The following is an 18,793-nucleotide window of genomic DNA, read 5'->3' as shown; positions in this document are numbered from 1 at the left end:
GGCCTACGATTCACGTTCTTCTCATTCTGACAGCGAGTTTCTGATGACGACTGTGACTGATCACTCTCACCATGGTGACGCAGGTAAACCCTCTGTCGGACATGAGCATGATGCCCATGGCGGTCATGGTCACGGGGACCATCCGGACTTCCTGGCTCACCATTTTGATACCCCTGAGCAGCAGTTCGATGCCGGTAAGCTGGGCATCTGGCTGTTCCTGGTCACAGAAATTCTGTTCTTCAGCGGACTGTTCGTTGCTTACACGATTTACCGGACCGTTCACCCGGAGATCTTCGAGTACGCTCACCAGTTTCTGAACAAGTACCTGGGTGCAATCAATACCGGGGTTCTCCTCTTCAGCTCACTGACGATGGCCTGGGGTGTCCGTTGTGCTCAGCTCGGCAAACGCTGGGGTCTGGTCAACTGCCTGGGGCTGACTTTGTTCTGTGCAGCCGTCTTCCTGGGGGTCAAGACCTTCGAGTACGCTGAGAAGTACGAGAAACGCCTGCTGTGGTCTGGTTCGTTTGTGAGCGCACCTGATCTTGGGAAAGAAGCCTACGATGGCAAACCGGCGGCTCACGTTTTGCACGTCACAATGGAATCGGATCATGCGACTCTGAACAAGCGAGTCGAAGATGATCTCGGTTATATCATGAAGCTCTGGTTCTGGGTTCTCATGCTGCCTTTGGTGATGATGCTGGTCGGTCACTGGATGAACTATCGCAGTTTAAGAAGTACCGGCATCGGCGGCCTGATTGCCATCATCGGGATCATGGCGGGAATTCAAACGGGACTGATTATTCACCATCAGCTTGAGCCGCATGGTTCTGAACATGGCGAAGTCGCTCATGTCGAAGGCGATGCTCATGCTGATCCTGCGACGAGCGGTGAAAGCGATTCCGAACTGGCGACAGACAAAGTTGCTCACGAGCCAAAAGACGCGAAGACCGTTGAGAAAGAACTGGTGGCAGGGAACGCTACGGAAACTGAGATTCATCAGTTCGACAAGGCTGAGCAGATTCCTCGCAACTGGAGCGTCTTCTTCAGTATCTATTACTTCATGACCGGTCTCCACGCCTTCCACATCATTGGTGGAATGATTGCGATCACCTGGTTGCTGGTTCGTGCTGTCAACAATGAGTTCCACTCTCTGTACTTTGGGCCTGTTGACTACGTCGGACTTTACTGGCACTTGGTGGACTTGATCTGGATCTACCTGTTCCCTCTCCTGTACCTGATTCACTGATTTATCATGCTCCCCGCGTCGTATCGAGCGGGGCTCACTTCTCATACAAAGTCATCTTCCAGGCGGATCTCGATCAATGGCTCACTCACATCACGATGAAGGTCACGGACACGGACATGGTCATCATGGCTTTGCCCACGTCATGCCGGTTCCTTTGCTGCTGACTGTCTTCTTTGTTCTTCTGGGACTGACCTGGGTGACGACGTGGGTTTCTGCCAACGTGCCACTGGGGAGCTATGAACTGATCGTCTCGATGGGGATCGCCTCTGTGAAGGCGGGCTTGGTGATGGCGTTCTTCATGCACATGATGCATGAAAAGCCGTTCAACATTGCGATCGTTTTCTTCTCTCTGGTCTTCGTTGCCTTGTTCGTCGGTTTCACGTTGCACGACAAGTTCGAGTATAAAGATCAGGAAACAGAAGCCGTTTACGATCAGATTCGCTTAGAGCAGGCGAAGTAATTTCGGAATGACCTGTTTCAGGCAGACGGGGCGTCTCCCTCGGAAAGCGTGACCTGGTGCCAACTGTCGCGAAGAAAAAGCAGGCTCGTGAAATCGGGTTCTACCTGTTCATGGTGTCCCTGGCGATGTTCTTCGCGGCACTTCTGCTTTCTTACGTCATTAAAAAGCACGTTCTTGACAACCAGCCGACGGTCCGGCCTGATCTTCCCTGGTTACTGCTTCCAAGCACATTGCTACTCTTCACCGGCAGCTTCATGCTTCAGCGGGCTGTCGGTTTTATTCGGCGCGAGAAGATCCAATCCTTCCTCATCAACTTGAGGATCGCATTCGGCTGTGCGCTGGGCTTCTGCATTCTGCAGACCATCGCAATGACTCAGATGCTGCTGGCACATGGTTCAGGACAGCCGATTGAGTCCAAATCCTATGCCCTGATCTTCCTGATGGTGCTCGTCCACGTGCTGCACTTTGCTGGCGGTGTGGCCCATCTCGGATTTGTCACCCGCTGGGCCCATCAGGGGCATTACGACCATGAGTCCTACCAGCAGGTCTACTTTGCGGGCTGGTATTGGCGTTTCCTCGATACCATCTGGGTCTTGATGCTGCTGGTCTTCTACTTGGGCTAAGACGCAGTCTTCTAATTCCTTGTAGGGTGCTGGTGAGGCTCTGCGAACCGCACCAATTGTGCGAATGAATGTCGTTTTGGTGCGGTTCGGAGACTCACCAGCACCCTACATTTCACGCAAGAGATCAATTAGAAGACTCGCTCCAAGACTCATTTAGGCTGAAACTGGTAAACGGTCATCTTCCACGGGCCGTTGGCGTTGATTTCCAGCTGAAACGTCCCGGCCATGTCGACGTTGACCCGTCCGTGCATTCGCAGCGGTTTGCGGTGCATTTTCATAATCATGCTCCCGCGTCCTTCGGCCGTCCTCCAGGCGATCGATTCCAGTGTCTGGTCGGTGTTCGTTTCCCAGCGGATCTCCCATCCGCGATCAACAGTGAAAAAGTCCGTTTTTCCCGGGCCTTCACCATCAAAAGTCGCGATGACTTTTTCCGACTTCGATTCAGGACGTTCTGAGGGGGTGATGGCAAATGCTGTGATGACCACCAGCGCGAACCCGCCGAAGCAGAGGCCGATGAAAGCAAACAGATTGAACTTCGTCTTGGCAAGATCTGGCATGCAATGAGCTTTTCAGCGTTAATCAGGCAAGACGTAATGTCTGCCACAGGCTGGGATCGAAATCGTAAGGGAATTCGGGGCCGACGAGAAGCGTCTGACGCCCACAGATGCGGTCTTCAATCTCGTAATAGAAGCCAATTTGTGACTGGCTGTCAGGGTCGAAGCCGTGCAGAATCTGTTTACTGAGCCAACAGCGGGCTGTGTAGCTGTCATCGCTGGTGGAGACATCCAGTGAGATCTGATCGCTGTCACACAAAGACGCCTCTTCGCGGGCATTGGCGATCAGGACTTGCTGGGCAGTTGGCTTGGACGATCGAGCAGACGTGCCCAGCGGAGATAAGACAAACTGATGACAAAACCGTGTTGCGCGGTGGACGTTTTTTGTATTGCGGGTGTCGATCCAGAGGCGAATGCGGTCGGTCGTGATGCCTGATTTGTCGTCTGCTTCAAAATCGCGTCGGACGTGGAAGGTCAGGCCGAGCCCCTCAGGGGTCCAGGCTGCTTGTACGTCTGCAAAAGGACGCTGGCCTGTCAATTCCGACAGATCCGGGAGCTGCTCTTTGCTGCTGAGTTCGAGTGACGAAGCCGCTGCGGGCGTCTTTTTCAGACGCGGAATCGGGAATTCGTACTGGAAAAGAAATCCCGTCGGGACAGTCGATGCGGACATGAAGATCAGTCTGAAAAGAAGACGTAAGGGTTACTTCGATTCTTGCTGATCGAGTCGGGAATTCAAGGGGAGAAGCCCGAATGTGAGGCGAATGGTCGCAGGATGATTACTGACGCATCAGGCGGTCTAGAAACTCTCGCGTTGTATCTGTGGGCGTGATCGAGGTGGGTGGCGTGTAGACGAATTCCGATGGGTCAACCGGTTCACCTAATCGGACATCTTCAAATGCCAGTGTAAACAGCGGCAGCAGCTTTCCTGAGTGCTTTCTCAGATATCGAATCTGCATGGGAAAGAGGTTTCTCTGATCGACCCAGACTTCAACAGCGGCTGGTCGGAACTGGGTCATGAACTCGCGCTGACCTGATTTGCGGACGTCCCATTCCTGCTGTCTGGCCTGGGTCCAGGTTCCCGTCAGTACGTAGCACGGGGTTTCGTTGTAGGAGATTTCCTGAACTTCGCCGAAGTCCATGTTGACGCTCAAGGAGGCGAAAAGTGCTGGCAAACCTCCCATGCCCAGTTCCGTCATCAGGTACTGGCTTGAGTTATCGATCCGCTCATGATTTCGAATCTCGTCGAGAATTCGTTTGACGTTGCGTCGTGTGACGCGGATGTACTGCGACATCTCCTCGGGCTTGAGGCCAGAGGGAATCGGCGAGATTTCCTGGTGGGACCAGAGAATGTTCGAGTCGCAGACCTGAATCAGCTTTCCGGTCCCGCCCTCCTGTTCCATTTCCAGCGTGTATTTCAGACGCATCGGAGCGGCCTGCAGGTACTCGCCGCGGCCTATGACGAATTTGTCTTTCTCGTGAAACGTCTGCAGCAGCCGTGCGCGGATGGAGGACTGCGAGACAAGTTTCAGGTGGACATCATTCAAAAGAGCCTGGCCATCGCGGGCGGTGCTGACGCTGGGGGTCTTGCGAGCGGGCTGTGGCGAGTCCTGCGCGAGAGGTGCAGGGGTCGCTGCTTGCTGGGTCGCGTGGGCGTCACTGCGCAGTTTGACAATGGAGAAGACGCTGGAGATAAGCAGGGTAAACAGGATAAGTAGTGTGGGTTGTATTTTCATGTTCTGACGAAATTGTGGGATTTGTCAAAGATTCCGGCGTGTGCAGGCCGAAAACACTATTACACGACGCCGTCTGGACACGTGGAAAGTCGGATCATGACGATCATGCCGATTCCAGCGAGACCCGACAGGCTACAAACGGTCGGCCGGGATGTTCGGGAGAATACCAGAGAAGTGACTTTCGGGTCGACATCTCTTTCCCTGGGCAGAACGCCAGTACGCCGGACGGTCGTGGTTACGAGTTCATAGCAGCGGCGGGGAACGTTTCCCTGGTTGCCTTTTCAATGAATCAGAGGGCAGGTCATGAGAACTTATTTTCTCGCCTTGGGGACGACGGTCATCGTCTGTGTTGGCTGTGCGGCCGACGGGCAACAACTCTTCGATAAAGGGGAGTACCATGCTCCTCCGGCTGCGATGATGCAGCGTCCAGGTCCCATGGTCGATGGTCCAGGGCCAGCGGTGCTGGCACCACTGACGCCTCCAGGTGCCATGATGCAGGCTGGTTATCAGTGTCCTCCGGGATATCCAGGTGGTCCGGGCATGCCGGGCATGATGGTTCGCAAATCACAGATTCACTTCCTCGGCCCGGACGGAATGAATATTGGCTGGCAGATCGGCGAAGCATTCGCCAAGAACCAGCTGGTCGCTCCTTCGATCTATGACTTCGCACAGGGAGCCGTTTATCGTCTCGACCTGACGAACATCCCAGGTTATGACGGTCTGGAGTTCTACCCGACTCTGGAAGTCTATCCTGCTCACCCAACGACCGATTCGTTCCTGGCTCACAGCAGCGTCCCCGTCCAGATTACGGACGAAGACCTCGAGCAGGTCCGCACGAACAACTTCGTGACGAAGGTCATCTATCTACCGGATCCCCGTTTCCAGGAACTGGCGATTGCTGGCGTCGAGACTCTGGTCTCCACACGCCTTGCTCCTGGTGTTGATCCAGTTGCGGAAGCGGATCGTCGCGGTACGATCATGGCTGTCCTGCGAATTGGTAATAAGAACTACGAGCTTGGCCTGAGCAGCGGTGCTCAAATCACCAAGACTGGTCCTAATGGTCAGATCCTGCAGGCGTCTCATAACGTCGATGGAACTCAAGGTGGCTTTGCTGAGCCAATGGCGATCGGATTCGTCGGAACTCAGGGCGGTATCCCGCATACGCAGATCATGGGTGGTCCTAGCTACCCAGGGATGCCAGCCGTCAACATGGTCTCAGGGATGAATACTCCACCTTGGGGCATGCCACGCTCTGCGACTCCAATCGGACTGCCAGGTCCTCCGCACATTCCACTGGGCGGACCTGCGTCTCTGCAGTCTCATACGATCCGCAACAACACTCCTGTGAATGTTGGCAAGCCGGTCGAGCACATGTTGATCGATGTTGAACATGAGCCGGGCATCAGCCTGCCTCACCCTGTCAACTACATCAACTACAAAGAAACGCATCCGGTTTACAAGCAAGGCGAAGTGTCGTACCCAGCATGGTACGGCGGTGCTCCTCAGCAGTAATCGTGAACCGTTGCTGATGAACTCGGTCGCGATGGTGGTTTGTCCCATCGCGACCTTTTTTTCGTAAGGCGTTTTCTCTCATTCAACGAGGCACCCCGGACGTCGGGGGGAGCAACCCATGACAGCAATTTTCAAACTGTCGAACATCCTGATGGGCCTGATGGCTGCGATCGTTTTGACGTCGCATGTTTCATCGAGCTTCGCTCAGACAGCGATGCCACCTCGAACTCAGGGCTACTGGCCTTTGAATCATCTGGCTGCTCCCGGAGTTGCCAGTCAATGGGCAGGTCAGATGGGAAAAGCTTGTCCCGGAGACCTCCAAACCGTTCAGGTCACTGGACCTGCGGGAATGCTCATCAGCTTTTATGACAGCATGGGCCGAGAACTCAAAGCTGCTTCCGGCGTGAAAGTGGACGTTCAGGTCGCTGCTCCTTATCGCATGAAAATCAGCGAGATTCCAGGTTATCCAGGCGTTGAGTTATATCCAACGATTGAACTCATCGACCGCCTGCATCCTCCTGCTCACCTGAAGCATCAATTCCCTGTGCCGTTGACGATCACTGAAGACGATATCGATGCTGCACTGGCTGACGATCTGGTCACCAAAGTCATCTACATCGATCAGCCAGAAATTGCTGGAACCGCATCCACGACAGAGACACTGCCTGCTGCTCACAATCTGCTGGCAGAAGCGGACATGCGAGGTCGACCGATCATGATCTTCCGCATGGGACGACGACAGCCTGACCCCCGTCAACCCGGTACATTCTTCATCTCGGGCGGACCGGTCATGCCGATCGCTGTCACGTCGAACGCTATCACGCCGAACACTGTTACGCCGATCGAATAATAACAAAACACCAGGGTCGCGTCCCGAGACGGGATGTGACCTGCACCTGCGATACGAGATCCAGGACTTTAGACGAGACCAGAATCATGATGATCAGACTCGACTCACTGACCCTTCGATGTCGTCACATGCTGACTTCGACCAGCCTGATGCGCCTGAGTTGTCTGGTGCTCATTGGGATCTCATCTTCGTGTGCAGGGCCTGGGAAGATGGCCCCTTCTGCTTTCGATGCACCTGCTTCGGCATCGTTTCCCGATAATTCTCCGACGACGGGTGCAACAACAGCAGAAGGTTCCAATGAGATTGGGCAGGCTCCGCTGACGAACGCCGCCTTTGAACTCCCTGCGGACGCTCAGAAGTACCAGGTCACTTTGAACTCGTATCAAGCTGATGCTTCGTCTCAAGAGTTCACAACTCCGATTGATACACAGCCCGCGACGCAACGCGTCCGTTCGGTCAGCTATCCGATGGCACCCTCGGCTGTCGCGACCATTCGATGTCAACATGGCTGGGGCGGTTCAACCCCCTGCCCTCACTGCCCGGGCGGACGTCCTGCCAGCGTGCCTCCTGCGGGAACCTGCTACCCGGGATCGCCCTGCTATCCTGGCGGGCCAACCTGCACCTCCGACTCGAACATCTATAAAGACGAGTACCTCTGCGACGGCGGCAACCACGAACCATCAAACTTTCGCGAACCTCCTCACGTCTCGGGTCTGGAAACGGAAGATACGCTCGTCCAATACAATACTGTTCAAGGGCAGCAGAAGATCAAGTACTCGAATCCCGTCTGCGTCTATGCTCCTCGCTTCTCGGAAGTTCGCAGTACGAGCAACATTCGTCAGAACGTCAACATCGACAAAGTCTCGGGTGCTTACGATCTCGCCTATGGCTCGAACCTGAAAACGAAAGTTGAACCAGGGCTGGAACAACGTGAAACCAAACCTTCGGCTGCTGATGTTCGCAATCGTGCCAGCGGCTATGAAGCCCGTGTTCACGAAGGCTATGTCGGTCAACGACAGGCAGCAGACCGTCACACCGAGCTTCTGTCTCCTGACAACGAACTCAACTTTGTCCATACGAGTACGGATCAAAGTACGACTCGCGCATTGTTCCTGAATTCTATTCAGTCAGCTGCTTACTGGACCCGCGACCTGTATCCACAAATCACCGCATCGAAAGCTGGTGGAAACGAGCTCAACAGCATCTTTAAAGCCGCCGGCATGGATGGTGTGGAGATCAATGGAAAACAAGGTGACCTTGTCATTATCAAGCAGGCTGATCTGCAGGAAGCTCAAGTGGGCGAAGAGATCACCTTCACTATTCAGTTCCGCAACACCGGAACCGAGCCTGTCAGTGAAGTCACGATCGCAGACAACCTGACACCACGCCTGGGCTATATCGATGGCAGCCAGACGAGCAACATCGCCGCCGACTTCGCTGCGGAAGACAATGGCGAAGGCAGCTCGGTCCTGACCTGGATCCTCGCTGAGCCACTGCCGGGCGGTGCACAAGGCAAGATCACGTTCAAGGCCGTTGTCCGATAAGCCAGTTGTTGTGTCAGAGTGGAGTGGCTAGACTTGAGTCCTGCTGGTCACTTCACTTCAACGCGGGATGCGAACATGTCGAACAAGATTCTCGAAGTCTATGAATCGGGTGAACTGACCGTCGTCGGGTTTCATCAAGTGACTTCGCTCGAATTCGCTACGGTGACAGAAATCCGCGATGAGATCCTCGAAATCATCAAGTCGTCTCATTGCAAAGTCATTGGCTTTGACCTGACTGGTGTAAAGGTGCTGCCTAGCGGAATGCTCGGTCTGCTGGCCAGTTTGAAACGACTCCACCTGGAAGTTCATGTGTTCAATGTGTCAGAAGATATCCGCGAGGTCCTGACGATCACGAAGCTCGATCAGGTCTTGAAACTTCACGATGTCGATGTCTCACCTGCTTGATTGCAGTCTCGAAAGGACGTGATGTCGCAGGCGTGGGAACAAGCGTGTGTGGTTGCTTCACGGCTCGTGCAGTCATCCAATGATGTCCGGCTGTCGATGGGGATTGTCGAGGCGAATGGGAAGCGCCTCGCATCCTCGTCCGGCCTGGACGAAGCGCAGAACCCGCTCTTTCTGTGTGCATCGATCACCAAGCTTCTGGTCTCAACGGCTGTCATGCTGCTCGTCGAACGGGGCGAACTCTCGCTGACGGACCGCGTCATCCGCTACGTCCCCGAGTTCAAGCCGCATAACAAGCACGTCATCACGATCCACCACTTGTTGTCGCATACATCGGGTTTGCCAGACACGCTCCCGGACGACAAGCAACTCCGGGCCGACAATGCGCCGATCTCGACGTTCTTCGAGAAGACCTGTCGCTGTGAACTCATCTTCACACCCGGTTCGACGGCTCGTTACGCCAGCATGAGTTTTGTTCTGCTCGAGGAAGTCGTCCGACGAATCACCGGTTGTTCCATGCGAGAATGGCTGCACCGTGAACTCCTCTGGCCGTTGCGAATGACGTCGACCTGGCTGGGGTTTGATCGTCGCAGTCTCGAACGAACCAGCGACGTCATCCGTGTCGACACGACACTCCAGCAAGTTGAGCCGACAGGTGACTGGAACAGCGCTTACTGGTATACCCTGGGCGCTCCCTGGGGCGGTCTCATCTCCTGCACCAGTGACCTGCTCAACTACTGCGAGATGATCCTGGGCGATGGCGTTTTCCGTGGACAGCAGATCGTCTCGAAACAAACGGTCGAACGCATGCTCGGCAACCGTCTGTCGGATTACTCGGAGATCGAGCCGAAAGAAGTCAAACATCGTGGGTGGGGATTAGGCTGGCGTCTGAACTGGGTGAACCACCGGACGACCTTCAGCGACCTGCTCGAAGCCGACGTCGCTGGCCACTGGGGGGCAACGGGAACCCTGTTATGGGTCGACCGACAGCGTGGAAACGCCGCGGTCATCCTCAGCAATCAGCCTGTTCTGGACGACTATTCCAGTCTGGTTAAGCTCTCAAACGCACTCACGATTGCCGCTGGCGATCTGTCGTCACGCTAACCATCAATATCGGTCACTGCCGCAGCGACGATCTGCCCGCTAATCTGGTTCTGGCTGAAGGCAATGATCTGCAGATTCGCTGCTTCCACGCCGTTAGGAATTTTCAGCGAGACGTTTCCGGTCGTCACTTCACCGCGGAATCGCAGTGATTTGAAATCGCGTACGATCTGAATGAAGTTCGATTCACCCGCCTCGGCAGAGCCCTTGCCTTGCTTCTGCACGAGCGCGACCTGCAACAGGTTGCCGCGCAGGTCAGGAGTGATGTCGTACTGGACGATGATGTCCTGGAACCCTGTCTTGCGCGCTTCGAGAGTGATACTGGCAGTCGGGGCGAGTTTGCTTGCATCGCGCCTTGCTTTTTCGAGCAGTTTGTTATCCATCTCGGTCGGTATACTATGTTCGCCATTCGCGACGATCAGTGGATACGCTACCTGCTGGGCCTGCAGCATCTGTGCGTAGGCGTTCAAGCGGTTGGTGAACTCCGGCTTCGTGAACCCGTTCCCCGACTCAGTCGGATCTGCATGGAAAACGAGCACGTACGTCGGAAGATTCTTCACATCATTCTGCAGGAGTATCTGCTTCAATTCCGTCTCAACGGCGTCACAGGGAGGACAGTCCGTCGTGCGAAAGGTCTCAACGACGAGAAATGCCGGCTGCTGAGCGATCAGAGAAGCGCTGCTGATGCACAGGATCATCACAGCAGAGAGGAGCCGTTTAAGACAAAACATCAAGCAACCTTACTGAATAACACATACAAAAATGGAATGAACCCATTCTCGCGAGTCAGCAGGCAAAAGATCAAGACAGAAATGTCAGAAGCAACAGCAAAGAAACACAGCATGTTCCGCCAGGATAACACCCCGGCGGGATTTCGCCTGACGGTTATTCTGATACCTGCTTGAACAGGATTTGTGGCCGAGAAGTTTGTTCGTAAGTAGGGCCAGGAAGAATCACCTCTAGACCATTGTTCTGGAAATGACAAACACCGCGACGATGAGAATCGCGATCGAGAATGTTCTCTGCAGGGACTTCTCTGACAACCGATGTCCAATCAATTGCCCAGCCAGCAGTCCAACCAGTCCGCCCGCAATGAACAGCCCGGTGAGCTCCCAGGAAATCTGCTGTCCCGACTGAACAAGCGACACAATTCCCGACAGACTGACCAGGGAAATCACCATCAGAGACGTCCCGACCGCCCGATGCATCGACATTCCGCTGAAGAGCACGAGTGCAGGAACGATGACAAACCCTCCGCCAACCCCGAACAGTCCCGACAGGATGCCCGTCATTCCTCCCACGATGCTCAGCAGCAGCGCACAAGGGGACGTCAGAATCAGTTGACCACACTCATCGCGGGCGCAGGTGGCTTCCTCTGTTTTGCAGGAACGGTCTCGGCTTTCGGCCATGACCTCATTGCTCCCCGCTTTTCGCCAAAGCTGCCCCGCGACGACCAGCATCAGGCCTGCAAACATCGTCAACAGGACGGCATCATCAAACAGCCTCGATAGCCACGTTCCCACAGGAGCTCCCATCATCCCGAAGACGGCAAAGAAGAGGCCCGTCTTCAGTTCGACTTCTCCCTTGTGGAGACGTGAGATGAATCCTGCTATTGATGTCACACCCACAGCGGCCAGAGAAATACCGACGGCTTCACGCGGCGGCGTTCCCAGTCCATAGACCAGAAGCGGAACGGCGAAGATCGCTCCACCACCACCGGTCAGTCCCAGGGACAAGCCGATGACTCCGCCAAACAGAATGGCAATCCAGGTCATGGCGTTCTCTCCGGTTGGTTACGCACTCGTCACGGTCGGAAGTTGGGCGGACTGCCAGGCTTTGAATCCCCCTTGCAGGTTCGTCACATGAAAACCTTCCCGCTGAAGTAGACTGCTTGCAATCGAAGAGCGGGCACCACTCTGGCACTGTGCAACGATCGGACGAGAGCGATCCAGCGTGTTCAAATTCCGCAGCAGTGTCCCGAGGAAGCGATGCTCAGCCTGCGGAATATGACCCGCGCGATACTCAGCGGTCGAGCGAACATCAATCAGATGCACCTGACCGGAGTGGATCCTCTCGCTCAACTCCTCAGGAGTTCCTGTCTCGTAGGATTCCGTCCGCAAACCAGAGGAGGCAATCTCTCCCGCATCGAAGTAACCGCCGACCTGATCAATCCCGATCGATCGCAGCGACTTGAGCACCTCGGGCAACATCTCCTGATGAGCCAACAGGTAAACCGGCTGACGGTAATCGACCAGAAACCCCGCCCATTGCACGAGCATCTTCAACGGGATATTGACCGTCCCGGGAACATGTCGTTGCGCGAATTCCGAAGACGGCGTGAGATCGATCACCATCGACGATTCAACGATCGACCCGATTTTGTTCGACGCGACCGCGTTCACAGTTGGGAGTTCTCGAGCTAACTCCGGACCAACCTTGTTGACCCGTTTCATCTCAGCAAAGTAGAACGGCGTCTCCGGCTGATCGTCCAGGATGTAATCGACAAAAGCCTGTTCGTCTTCGAATCGCATGGCGGGATTGAACATCTTCTCATACCCGACAGTACTGGAAGGAACCGCCCCCAGACCTTTGCCGCAAGCGCTCCCCGCCCCGTGTGCAGGCCAGATCTGAAGGTAGTCGGGGAGGTCTCGAAATTTCCGCATCGACTGAAACAGCTGACGAGCCCCCGTCTGAGCACTGCCGACCACTCCCGCGGCAGTCTCGAGCAAATCAGGGCGCCCAATCGAGCCGACAAACACAAAATCTCCCGTGAAGATCCCCATCGGAGCATTCGCTCCCCCACCTTCATCGGTTAACAAAAAAGAGATGTGTTCCGGGGTATGGCCAGGCGTGTGAAGCACATCCAGTTTGACATTCCCTACACGAATGACATCCCCCTGTTTGACCAGCTGGACATTCCCCTGACTGGCATACTCATACTTCCATTCCGCAGGCCCCTCGTCCGACAGGTACAATCTGGCAGCCGTCCGATCCCCCAGTTCCCGTGCCCCGGAAACAAAGTCGGCGTGAATGTGCGTCTCAGCCGCTCCGACGATCTTCAGCCCCTCCGCAGCCGCCATTTCCAGATACGGGGTGATATCGCGACCCGGATCAATGACGATCGCTTCGCCGGTTCGTTGACATCCAACCATGTAAGACGCATGCGCTAGCGACTTGTCGTAGAAGTATTTGAGTAACATGTGAACCTCTTTTTGGCTCAAAAATGCTGTTTAAGTAAGAGAAGGAATGTGTGGGCAAACGATCGAGAACTTGTACGTTGGGCAGAGACCACGCCGTTTCATTTGCTACGTCGAGCAGGTCTTGCCACACGGCTTCACTTGATTCCAGGGCATCTTCGCAATCACCATCCCCATGCCGCAGGTATCGGTCACTCCTGCGAAGACCAGCCCTGCACCAATGAACGCTGACAGGCCAATCCAATACGGGTGCACGAAGAACCCAAGCGCGGCTCCGACAAAGACCAGCGACCCCGCTGCAATCCGGACCTGCCGCTCCAGAGACATCACTTTCTTACCCCGCGTGACAGGAAAGCCAGCCTGATCCCAGGCCATCGTTCCCCCTTCGACATTGACCACATTTGAATGACCAGCCGACGTCAGCTTCTGACAAGCCTGCTTGCCACGACTGCCCGATCGGCAAATCACATAAAGCGGCTTCTGAGCCCCATTCCGCTCGGCAGAGACCTGAGAGGGATCCAGCTGATCCAACGGAATGTTCCGAGCAAAGGGGATGTGAAACTCCTGGAATTCGACGGGAGTTCGCACATCGATCAGATCAATCTTTTCATCTTTGAGACTGACTTCGCGGAGTTGCGCGGGGGTAATGGTGTTCGACGTCATCGGATGCTCCAGTAAGAAGGTTGTTTGGTGTCGATGTCGGAATGTGGCTACATATTGTTGTAAAAAAACTCACTCTTTCGCAGAGGGGTCAAATCGACTTTCAATGCACTCCATGATTCGCTGCAAATGAGGCTCGGTCACATGATAAAACACGTTCCGACCTTCGCGTTGACTCGCCAGAAACCCGCATCGCTGCATCAACCTCAGATGTTCTGACGCCATGGGCGAAGGAATTTCACAGGCCTCCGCCAGATCACCCACGGAGTATTGCCCCTCGAGCAGCATCTGAATCATGCGAAGTCGATGCGGGTGCGCCAAAATCCGCAAACACTCAGCGGCTTGCGTCAGCGCCTCCAAATCGGTCCACTGCTTGCGAGTTTTCTGAACGTCGTTTTGCATACACCTATTATATCGGAATATGTCGACATGACAAGTCAATAATTCTCGAAAATAAGAAATCGAAGTCTTCAAGGAGAGAAAGCGATCAAGCAGGATCTCCAAGCGTCTCGCTTTAGCGGCCATTTTCGCGAGGCTTGTCGGTCGAACGGCAGGAACTCAACGACCTGCACGCCAGCTGGAATTTCGAGTGCCGATTGCTTCAGCCGAGGCAAGGTCAGCTCTGCTTTTGAGCTAGTCCAGGTGCGGCTCTCGTGCGACCGCAGTTTTTCCCCTATTGAGGCTGGACAATAAAAAAGCGGTCAAACGCATTCTCTGCATTTGACCGCGTCATTTTCGTACTATATTAAACCGAGAGAAGTGCCCAGGAGAGGACTTGAACCTCCACGATCTTGCGGCCACTAGGACTTGAACCTAGCGCGTGATTAAACATGGTGAGTATCTCCTGTCGTCATCGGAAGCCTCCACCATAGAAGTTGCCGAAGTCTCGTTCTAGTCCGAGTATGTATTCATAGTCACTCTGTCTCTCGCTAAAAGTCGGGGGAAGCATATTCCTCATGTCTTGGAACTCTTGAGCATTTTGTTCTCGCTGAGACCTGGATATCCTGTCTCTTTCCATTCGCTCAATCTGTCGTTGCATTTGCCAGATCGATTGCTGTTGCTGCTGAAGCATTTGTGTCTGCATATGTGAAGCTGCGGCCAGATTAGGCACCGAACTTTCCTCGGCGGGTTGCTTCAGCTTCATCGCTGCGACACGGTCTTGGATTTGTTTGTTTCGGTAATCCTCTAGGCCTTTGGGTCCCAACTTGTTCAGTTGAGCCAGCGATAATTCATCAACGCTTCTTCCTGTACGACGAGCCTGGCGTTGAGCAGCTTCGAACGCAGCCTTCATTTGATTGAGTTCATTCAGGGCCTGCTTCTTTTCAAAAGTAGTCATCCCGGTGGGATCAACCCCATTGTCAATCAGAAGCTTGTCGATTCCCCTCGGCGATTCGGTTGCAATCTTTGCAACGGGAGCTGCGATGGACACGAAGTTGTCGTCAGGAAAAAAGACTGCCGGCTCAACATACGAAGAGGGGCCTTTTCCTTGTTCAGGAACCGTGCTGGTTGAGTTTGGATAGTGGTAGCTCTTCTCTCCAGTGAACGGGTTTACGTTTTTCCCGTGTGAATAATTATTCTCTGGGGCTTCGTCCCTGGTTGTTCTTCGGTATGTGTCTACCTTGGTACCGTCTTTTCTTGTGTAACCATTCACAGCAGTTGGCGGGTTGTATCCCTCGGATTTTCCCACCCAATCACTGCCAAGGGGCTCGCTCTGTTTTTCTTCAGGTGAAGAAAACAACAGAATTGCGAGGCTTAAGCCGAATACGCCAACTCCCCACACAAGCAACCAGTTCGACTCTTTCTTCTTGATTACAATCGCAGGCTGCTGCTCATTTTGTTCTTCAAATAACCGATAGGAAATTTCCTCGGCGGGCGTTCGCTTCATGATTTCACCTCGACCTTCCCGAAGCGACTCTTCAGAACGTCTCTTGAAGACAGCTGCTTTTTGAGCAGGTCGTCGCAGCTCGTATCACTTAGGACGAGGAAGATTCTCATCAGGACGGCATGCTGAGAGACATATTTCTTAAGCGAACCAAATAATGGAATTTGGTTTTTTACGAGAGAAGTGCCCAGGAGAGGACTTGAACCTCCACGACCTTGCGGCCACTAGGACCTGAACCTAGCGCGTCTGCCAGTTCCGCCACCTGGGCATTTCAGGATTCCAAACGACGCGTGACGAATCACGCCTCTTTCGTGCAAACTGGAAGGGAATACGATACCCAAGCCCGCCTTTTTTCGCAAGGCAACCGGCTGCTCTCTCATCGCGACTTTTTTGACAGTCGCCTTGGCTGTCGAACGGGTCGATTAAAACGGTCAGGAAAACCGCGATTGAAGCGCTCGAGCCGTCGGCGTCTCCTTATTAGCAAGTTGCGAGGGGGAACCAGAAAACAGGATCTGCCCACCTTCCGGGCCGCCGACGGGGCCTAATTCAATGACATGGTCGGCAGAGGCAATGACGTCAGTGTGATGCTCCAGGATCAGAATCGTATTACTTTGTTGCTTGAGTCGCTGGCAGACTTCCAGAAATTTCTCAACATCCAGAGCATGGAGCCCCGTCGTCGGCTCGTCGAGTACGAACAGAGCGTGGCGGGTCGAGAACGTCAGTTCAGATGCCAACTTCAATCGCTGTGCTTCCCCGCCGGAAAGGGTGTGAGCAGGTTGTCCCAGTTTGAGATACCCCAGGCCCAACTGTGACGCGACTTCCAGGGGCCCTCGAATTCGCTCGAGATTGGCAAACACCTCGACGGCTTCATCGCACGACAGATTGAGCAGATCGGCGAGCGAATGGTCGCGAAAACGGACTGCCAGCGTCTGCGGATTGAACCGCTTTCCCAGACAGCGGGGGCATTCCACGATCGGCGAGGCATCGCGAGACAGCGTCAGCTTCTGAAAACCTCGCCCCTGGCAGGCAGGGCAGTTGCCTTCTTTCGACAAAAAACTGAACCTCGAAGCGGCGAATCCTTTTTGCTTGGCGATCCGTGTGTGTGAGAGAAGTTGCCTGATCGGTGACCAGATTCGCAGGACCGTCGCTGGCACTGCTCTCGGCGATTTTCCCAGCGGCCATTGATCGAGGACGATCAGCTTTTGAATCTTCTCGATCCCTTCGAGTTGTGCCCCCTGCTCTGTTGGCGGCTTCGCTTTGTCAGAAGGACGGTCACGCTGCAGCAGTGACTGTTTCACGAGCGGGACCAGGGTATCGACAACCAGACTACTTTTCCCGGACCCGCTGACGCCTGCCACGACGGTGATTTGCCCGAGGGGGATATCAGCCGTGATGTCTTTGAGGTTATGAGTCGTCGCGTGACTGATTCGAAGGTAATCGAAGTTACTCTTCGTTGATGGCTGCTTCGAGAGTGTCAGGGTTCGCTTCAAGGCGCGACCGGTCGGGGATGACTCGTTCTTCGACAGTTCCTCGGCCGTCCCTTCCGCGACGACATGCCCACCCTGAGTTCCTGCACCGGGGCCCAGGTCGATGATCCAGTCGGCCTGGCGAATGAATCCGAGATCGTGTTCCACGGTGATGACGGAGTTTCCTGTCGCGATCAGCTTGCGCAAGGCATCCATCAGCGACTGACGATCAACGGGATGCAGACCTGTCGTCGGCTCATCAATCAGATAACAGATCCCCGACAATCCTGCTCCCAGTGCTGCGCCCAGTCGAGCCCGTTGAAACTCACCTCCCGAGAGAGTCAGCGTCGGTCGTGACAGTGACAGGTACGTCAAGCCAACGGAATCGAGAAACGACAGCCTCTGCGCCAACTGTGGTAGCAGCACTCGTTTGACTTCATCCTGCAGGCTCGTCGAAGAGTTCTTGAGCTCGTCAGTCCATTGACGCAGCGACGTCAAATCAAGCTGTTGGACCTGTGGAAAAGACTGGCCGTTCAATGACACGGCTTGTGCTTGAGCAATCAGTCGAGACCCTGCACAGTCAGGACAGGTTTGATAGCGATGTTCCAGCAAATCGTCCCGTGTGAGGACGCCTTTCTCATTGAGGGGGAGTACACCCAATCCCTGGCAGGTCGGACAGGCACCTCGCGGGCTATTGAAGTTGAACAACTCCGGCTCAAGAGGCGGAAACGAAATTCCACACGCCCCACACCGCGGCGTGAGCGCGTAATGCCGATCAACCCACTGCCCGTCTTGCTCGATGCTGACCAGACAGCTCCCACCCGAATGTCGAAACGCATTCTGCAATGATTCCCTTAGCCGAGTTTCGATCCCCTCTTTGATGATGACCCGATCGACGACAATCTCGACCCGTTGTGGAGAGACAATCTTCTCCGGTGAGACTTCGCTGATATCCATCAGCTGTCCATCGACTCGCAGCTTGATGAAGCCTTCTCGTTGAATCTGCTCCAGAGACTCCTTGGTCAAAATCACCTCGCGACCATGTTCGACGAGCAGAATCGCCTTGGTCCGCTCGGGGAGGCGTGTCAGATCTGCGATCACTTCGCCGATTGTGTGGCTTCGCAATTCCTGGCCGCATTGCGGACAATGAATCACGCCCAGTTTCGAATAAAGAAGCTGCAGCAGCGAATCGAGTCCCGTCAAGGAACCAAAGGTGCCGCGCAAAGACCTCAAGTGAAAGCCAGCATCCTGGGCGACACCGATGACCGGCGGCAGGCCGGAGATCGAATCGACTTCCGGGGCGTGCATACGTTTGAGAAGATTCCCGGCATCGCGCAACTGACTTCGCAAGAACCGTCGATATCCCTCTGCATACAACGTATCAAAGACCAGCGAACTCTTGCCGCTGCCACTCAAGCCGGTGACAACCGTTAATTGATGCAGCGTTAAGTCGAGATTGATGCTGTGCAGATTGTGGGTTCGAGCCCCCCGCACGGCGATGCGACCAGTTGAAGCGACTGGAGAAATAGGGGCAGGTGGTTTGGGCTTGGCAGGTGAAGGCAA

The 18,793-nt window shown here is 54.7% G+C and carries 19 protein-coding genes and 1 tRNA gene; 9 read left to right on the top strand and 11 right to left on the bottom strand.

What is annotated here, in order from left to right; all coding sequences use genetic code 11:
• Positions 1–43: 43 nt before the first annotated feature.
• The 3 genes from SH248x_RS08715 to SH248x_RS08705 all read left to right on the top strand — a co-directional run bounded on the left by SH248x_RS08715 (position 44) and on the right by SH248x_RS08705 (position 2,329).
• Positions 44–1,246: a cytochrome c oxidase subunit 3 family protein gene (locus SH248x_RS08715; RefSeq protein ID WP_459558142.1), complete on the top strand. Its 1,203-nt coding sequence runs from the start codon at positions 44–46 to the stop codon at positions 1,244–1,246.
• 76 nt (positions 1,247–1,322) lie between these two features.
• Positions 1,323–1,706: a cytochrome C oxidase subunit IV family protein gene (locus tag SH248x_RS08710; protein ID WP_459558141.1), complete on the top strand. Its 384-nt coding sequence runs from the start codon at positions 1,323–1,325 to the stop codon at positions 1,704–1,706.
• A gap of 56 nt (positions 1,707–1,762) precedes the next feature.
• On the top strand, positions 1,763–2,329 hold the full coding sequence (locus tag SH248x_RS08705; protein ID WP_459558140.1) for a cytochrome c oxidase subunit 3: 567 nt from the start codon (positions 1,763–1,765) through the stop codon (positions 2,327–2,329).
• Between the two features lie 149 nt (positions 2,330–2,478).
• Here SH248x_RS08705 and SH248x_RS08700 read toward each other — a convergent pair whose 3' ends face one another.
• From SH248x_RS08700 to SH248x_RS08690, 3 genes are all read right to left on the bottom strand, one after another.
• Entirely contained in the window at positions 2,479–2,886 is a 408-nt protein-coding gene (locus SH248x_RS08700) for a hypothetical protein (protein WP_459558139.1), read from the bottom strand.
• Between the two features lie 22 nt (positions 2,887–2,908).
• A complete protein-coding gene (locus tag SH248x_RS08695) occupies positions 2,909–3,553 on the bottom strand; it encodes a DOMON domain-containing protein (protein ID WP_459558138.1) in 645 nt (214 codons plus the stop codon).
• A gap of 106 nt (positions 3,554–3,659) precedes the next feature.
• Positions 3,660–4,616, bottom strand: a complete 957-nt coding sequence (locus tag SH248x_RS08690; RefSeq protein WP_459558137.1) for a hypothetical protein — start codon at positions 4,614–4,616, stop codon at positions 3,660–3,662.
• 303 nt (positions 4,617–4,919) lie between these two features.
• Here SH248x_RS08690 and SH248x_RS08685 point away from each other — a divergent pair, with 303 nt between their 5' ends.
• The 5 genes from SH248x_RS08685 to SH248x_RS08665 all read left to right on the top strand — a co-directional run bounded on the left by SH248x_RS08685 (position 4,920) and on the right by SH248x_RS08665 (position 10,028).
• Positions 4,920–6,128, top strand: a complete 1,209-nt coding sequence (locus SH248x_RS08685; RefSeq protein ID WP_459558136.1) for a hypothetical protein — start codon at positions 4,920–4,922, stop codon at positions 6,126–6,128.
• A gap of 118 nt (positions 6,129–6,246) precedes the next feature.
• Complete coding sequence (locus tag SH248x_RS08680; RefSeq protein ID WP_459558135.1) at positions 6,247–6,978, top strand: hypothetical protein; 732 nt, start codon at positions 6,247–6,249, stop codon at positions 6,976–6,978.
• An 86-nt stretch (positions 6,979–7,064) separates the two neighbouring features.
• Positions 7,065–8,522, top strand: a complete 1,458-nt coding sequence (locus SH248x_RS08675) for a hypothetical protein (protein WP_459558134.1) — start codon at positions 7,065–7,067, stop codon at positions 8,520–8,522.
• 75 nt (positions 8,523–8,597) lie between these two features.
• Positions 8,598–8,927: an STAS domain-containing protein gene (locus SH248x_RS08670; protein WP_459558133.1), complete on the top strand. Its 330-nt coding sequence runs from the start codon at positions 8,598–8,600 to the stop codon at positions 8,925–8,927.
• 48 nt (positions 8,928–8,975) lie between these two features.
• Complete coding sequence (locus SH248x_RS08665; RefSeq protein ID WP_459558132.1) at positions 8,976–10,028, top strand: serine hydrolase domain-containing protein; 1,053 nt, start codon at positions 8,976–8,978, stop codon at positions 10,026–10,028.
• On the opposite strand, the gene SH248x_RS08660 is transcribed toward SH248x_RS08665, so the two are convergent.
• Positions 10,025–10,612 carry a hypothetical protein gene (locus SH248x_RS08660; protein WP_459558600.1) on the bottom strand — a complete coding sequence of 196 codons (588 nt, stop codon included), beginning with the start codon at positions 10,610–10,612 and terminating at the stop codon, positions 10,025–10,027. The two genes, SH248x_RS08665 and SH248x_RS08660, sit on opposite strands and share 4 nt — an antisense overlap.
• Between SH248x_RS08660 and SH248x_RS08655 the strand changes: the two genes are divergently transcribed.
• Positions 10,550–10,930 (top strand): hypothetical protein, encoded by a 381-nt coding sequence (locus SH248x_RS08655; protein ID WP_459558639.1) that lies wholly within the window; start codon positions 10,550–10,552, stop codon positions 10,928–10,930. The two genes, SH248x_RS08660 and SH248x_RS08655, sit on opposite strands and share 63 nt — an antisense overlap.
• Before the next feature lie 54 nt (positions 10,931–10,984).
• Here SH248x_RS08655 and SH248x_RS08650 read toward each other — a convergent pair whose 3' ends face one another.
• The 7 genes from SH248x_RS08650 to SH248x_RS08620 all read right to left on the bottom strand — a co-directional run bounded on the left by SH248x_RS08650 (position 10,985) and on the right by SH248x_RS08620 (position 18,793).
• On the bottom strand, positions 10,985–11,800 hold the full coding sequence (locus tag SH248x_RS08650; protein ID WP_459558131.1) for a sulfite exporter TauE/SafE family protein: 816 nt from the start codon (positions 11,798–11,800) through the stop codon (positions 10,985–10,987).
• Between the two features lie 18 nt (positions 11,801–11,818).
• Positions 11,819–13,225, bottom strand: coding sequence for a rhodanese-like domain-containing protein (locus SH248x_RS08645; RefSeq protein ID WP_459558130.1), 1,407 nt, complete (start codon positions 13,223–13,225; stop codon positions 11,819–11,821).
• Between the two features lie 105 nt (positions 13,226–13,330).
• Entirely contained in the window at positions 13,331–13,885 is a 555-nt protein-coding gene (locus SH248x_RS08640; RefSeq protein WP_459558129.1) for a rhodanese-like domain-containing protein, read from the bottom strand.
• 69 nt (positions 13,886–13,954) lie between these two features.
• Complete coding sequence (locus tag SH248x_RS08635; protein ID WP_459558128.1) at positions 13,955–14,284, bottom strand: ArsR/SmtB family transcription factor; 330 nt, start codon at positions 14,282–14,284, stop codon at positions 13,955–13,957.
• 448 nt (positions 14,285–14,732) lie between these two features.
• On the bottom strand, positions 14,733–15,767 hold the full coding sequence (locus SH248x_RS08630; RefSeq protein ID WP_459558127.1) for a hypothetical protein: 1,035 nt from the start codon (positions 15,765–15,767) through the stop codon (positions 14,733–14,735).
• A gap of 181 nt (positions 15,768–15,948) precedes the next feature.
• A tRNA-Leu gene (locus SH248x_RS08625) sits at positions 15,949–16,032 on the bottom strand.
• A gap of 163 nt (positions 16,033–16,195) precedes the next feature.
• On the bottom strand, positions 16,196–18,793 hold the full coding sequence (locus SH248x_RS08620) for an excinuclease ABC subunit UvrA (protein ID WP_459558126.1): 2,598 nt from the start codon (positions 18,791–18,793) through the stop codon (positions 16,196–16,198).

The organism is Lacunimicrobium album (genome assembly GCF_052161635.1).
Taxonomy (GTDB): domain Bacteria; phylum Planctomycetota; class Planctomycetia; order Planctomycetales; family Planctomycetaceae; genus SXPC01.
The sequence above is the reverse complement of the archived record's forward strand: the minus strand, read 5'-3'. Positions and strand labels throughout refer to the sequence as shown.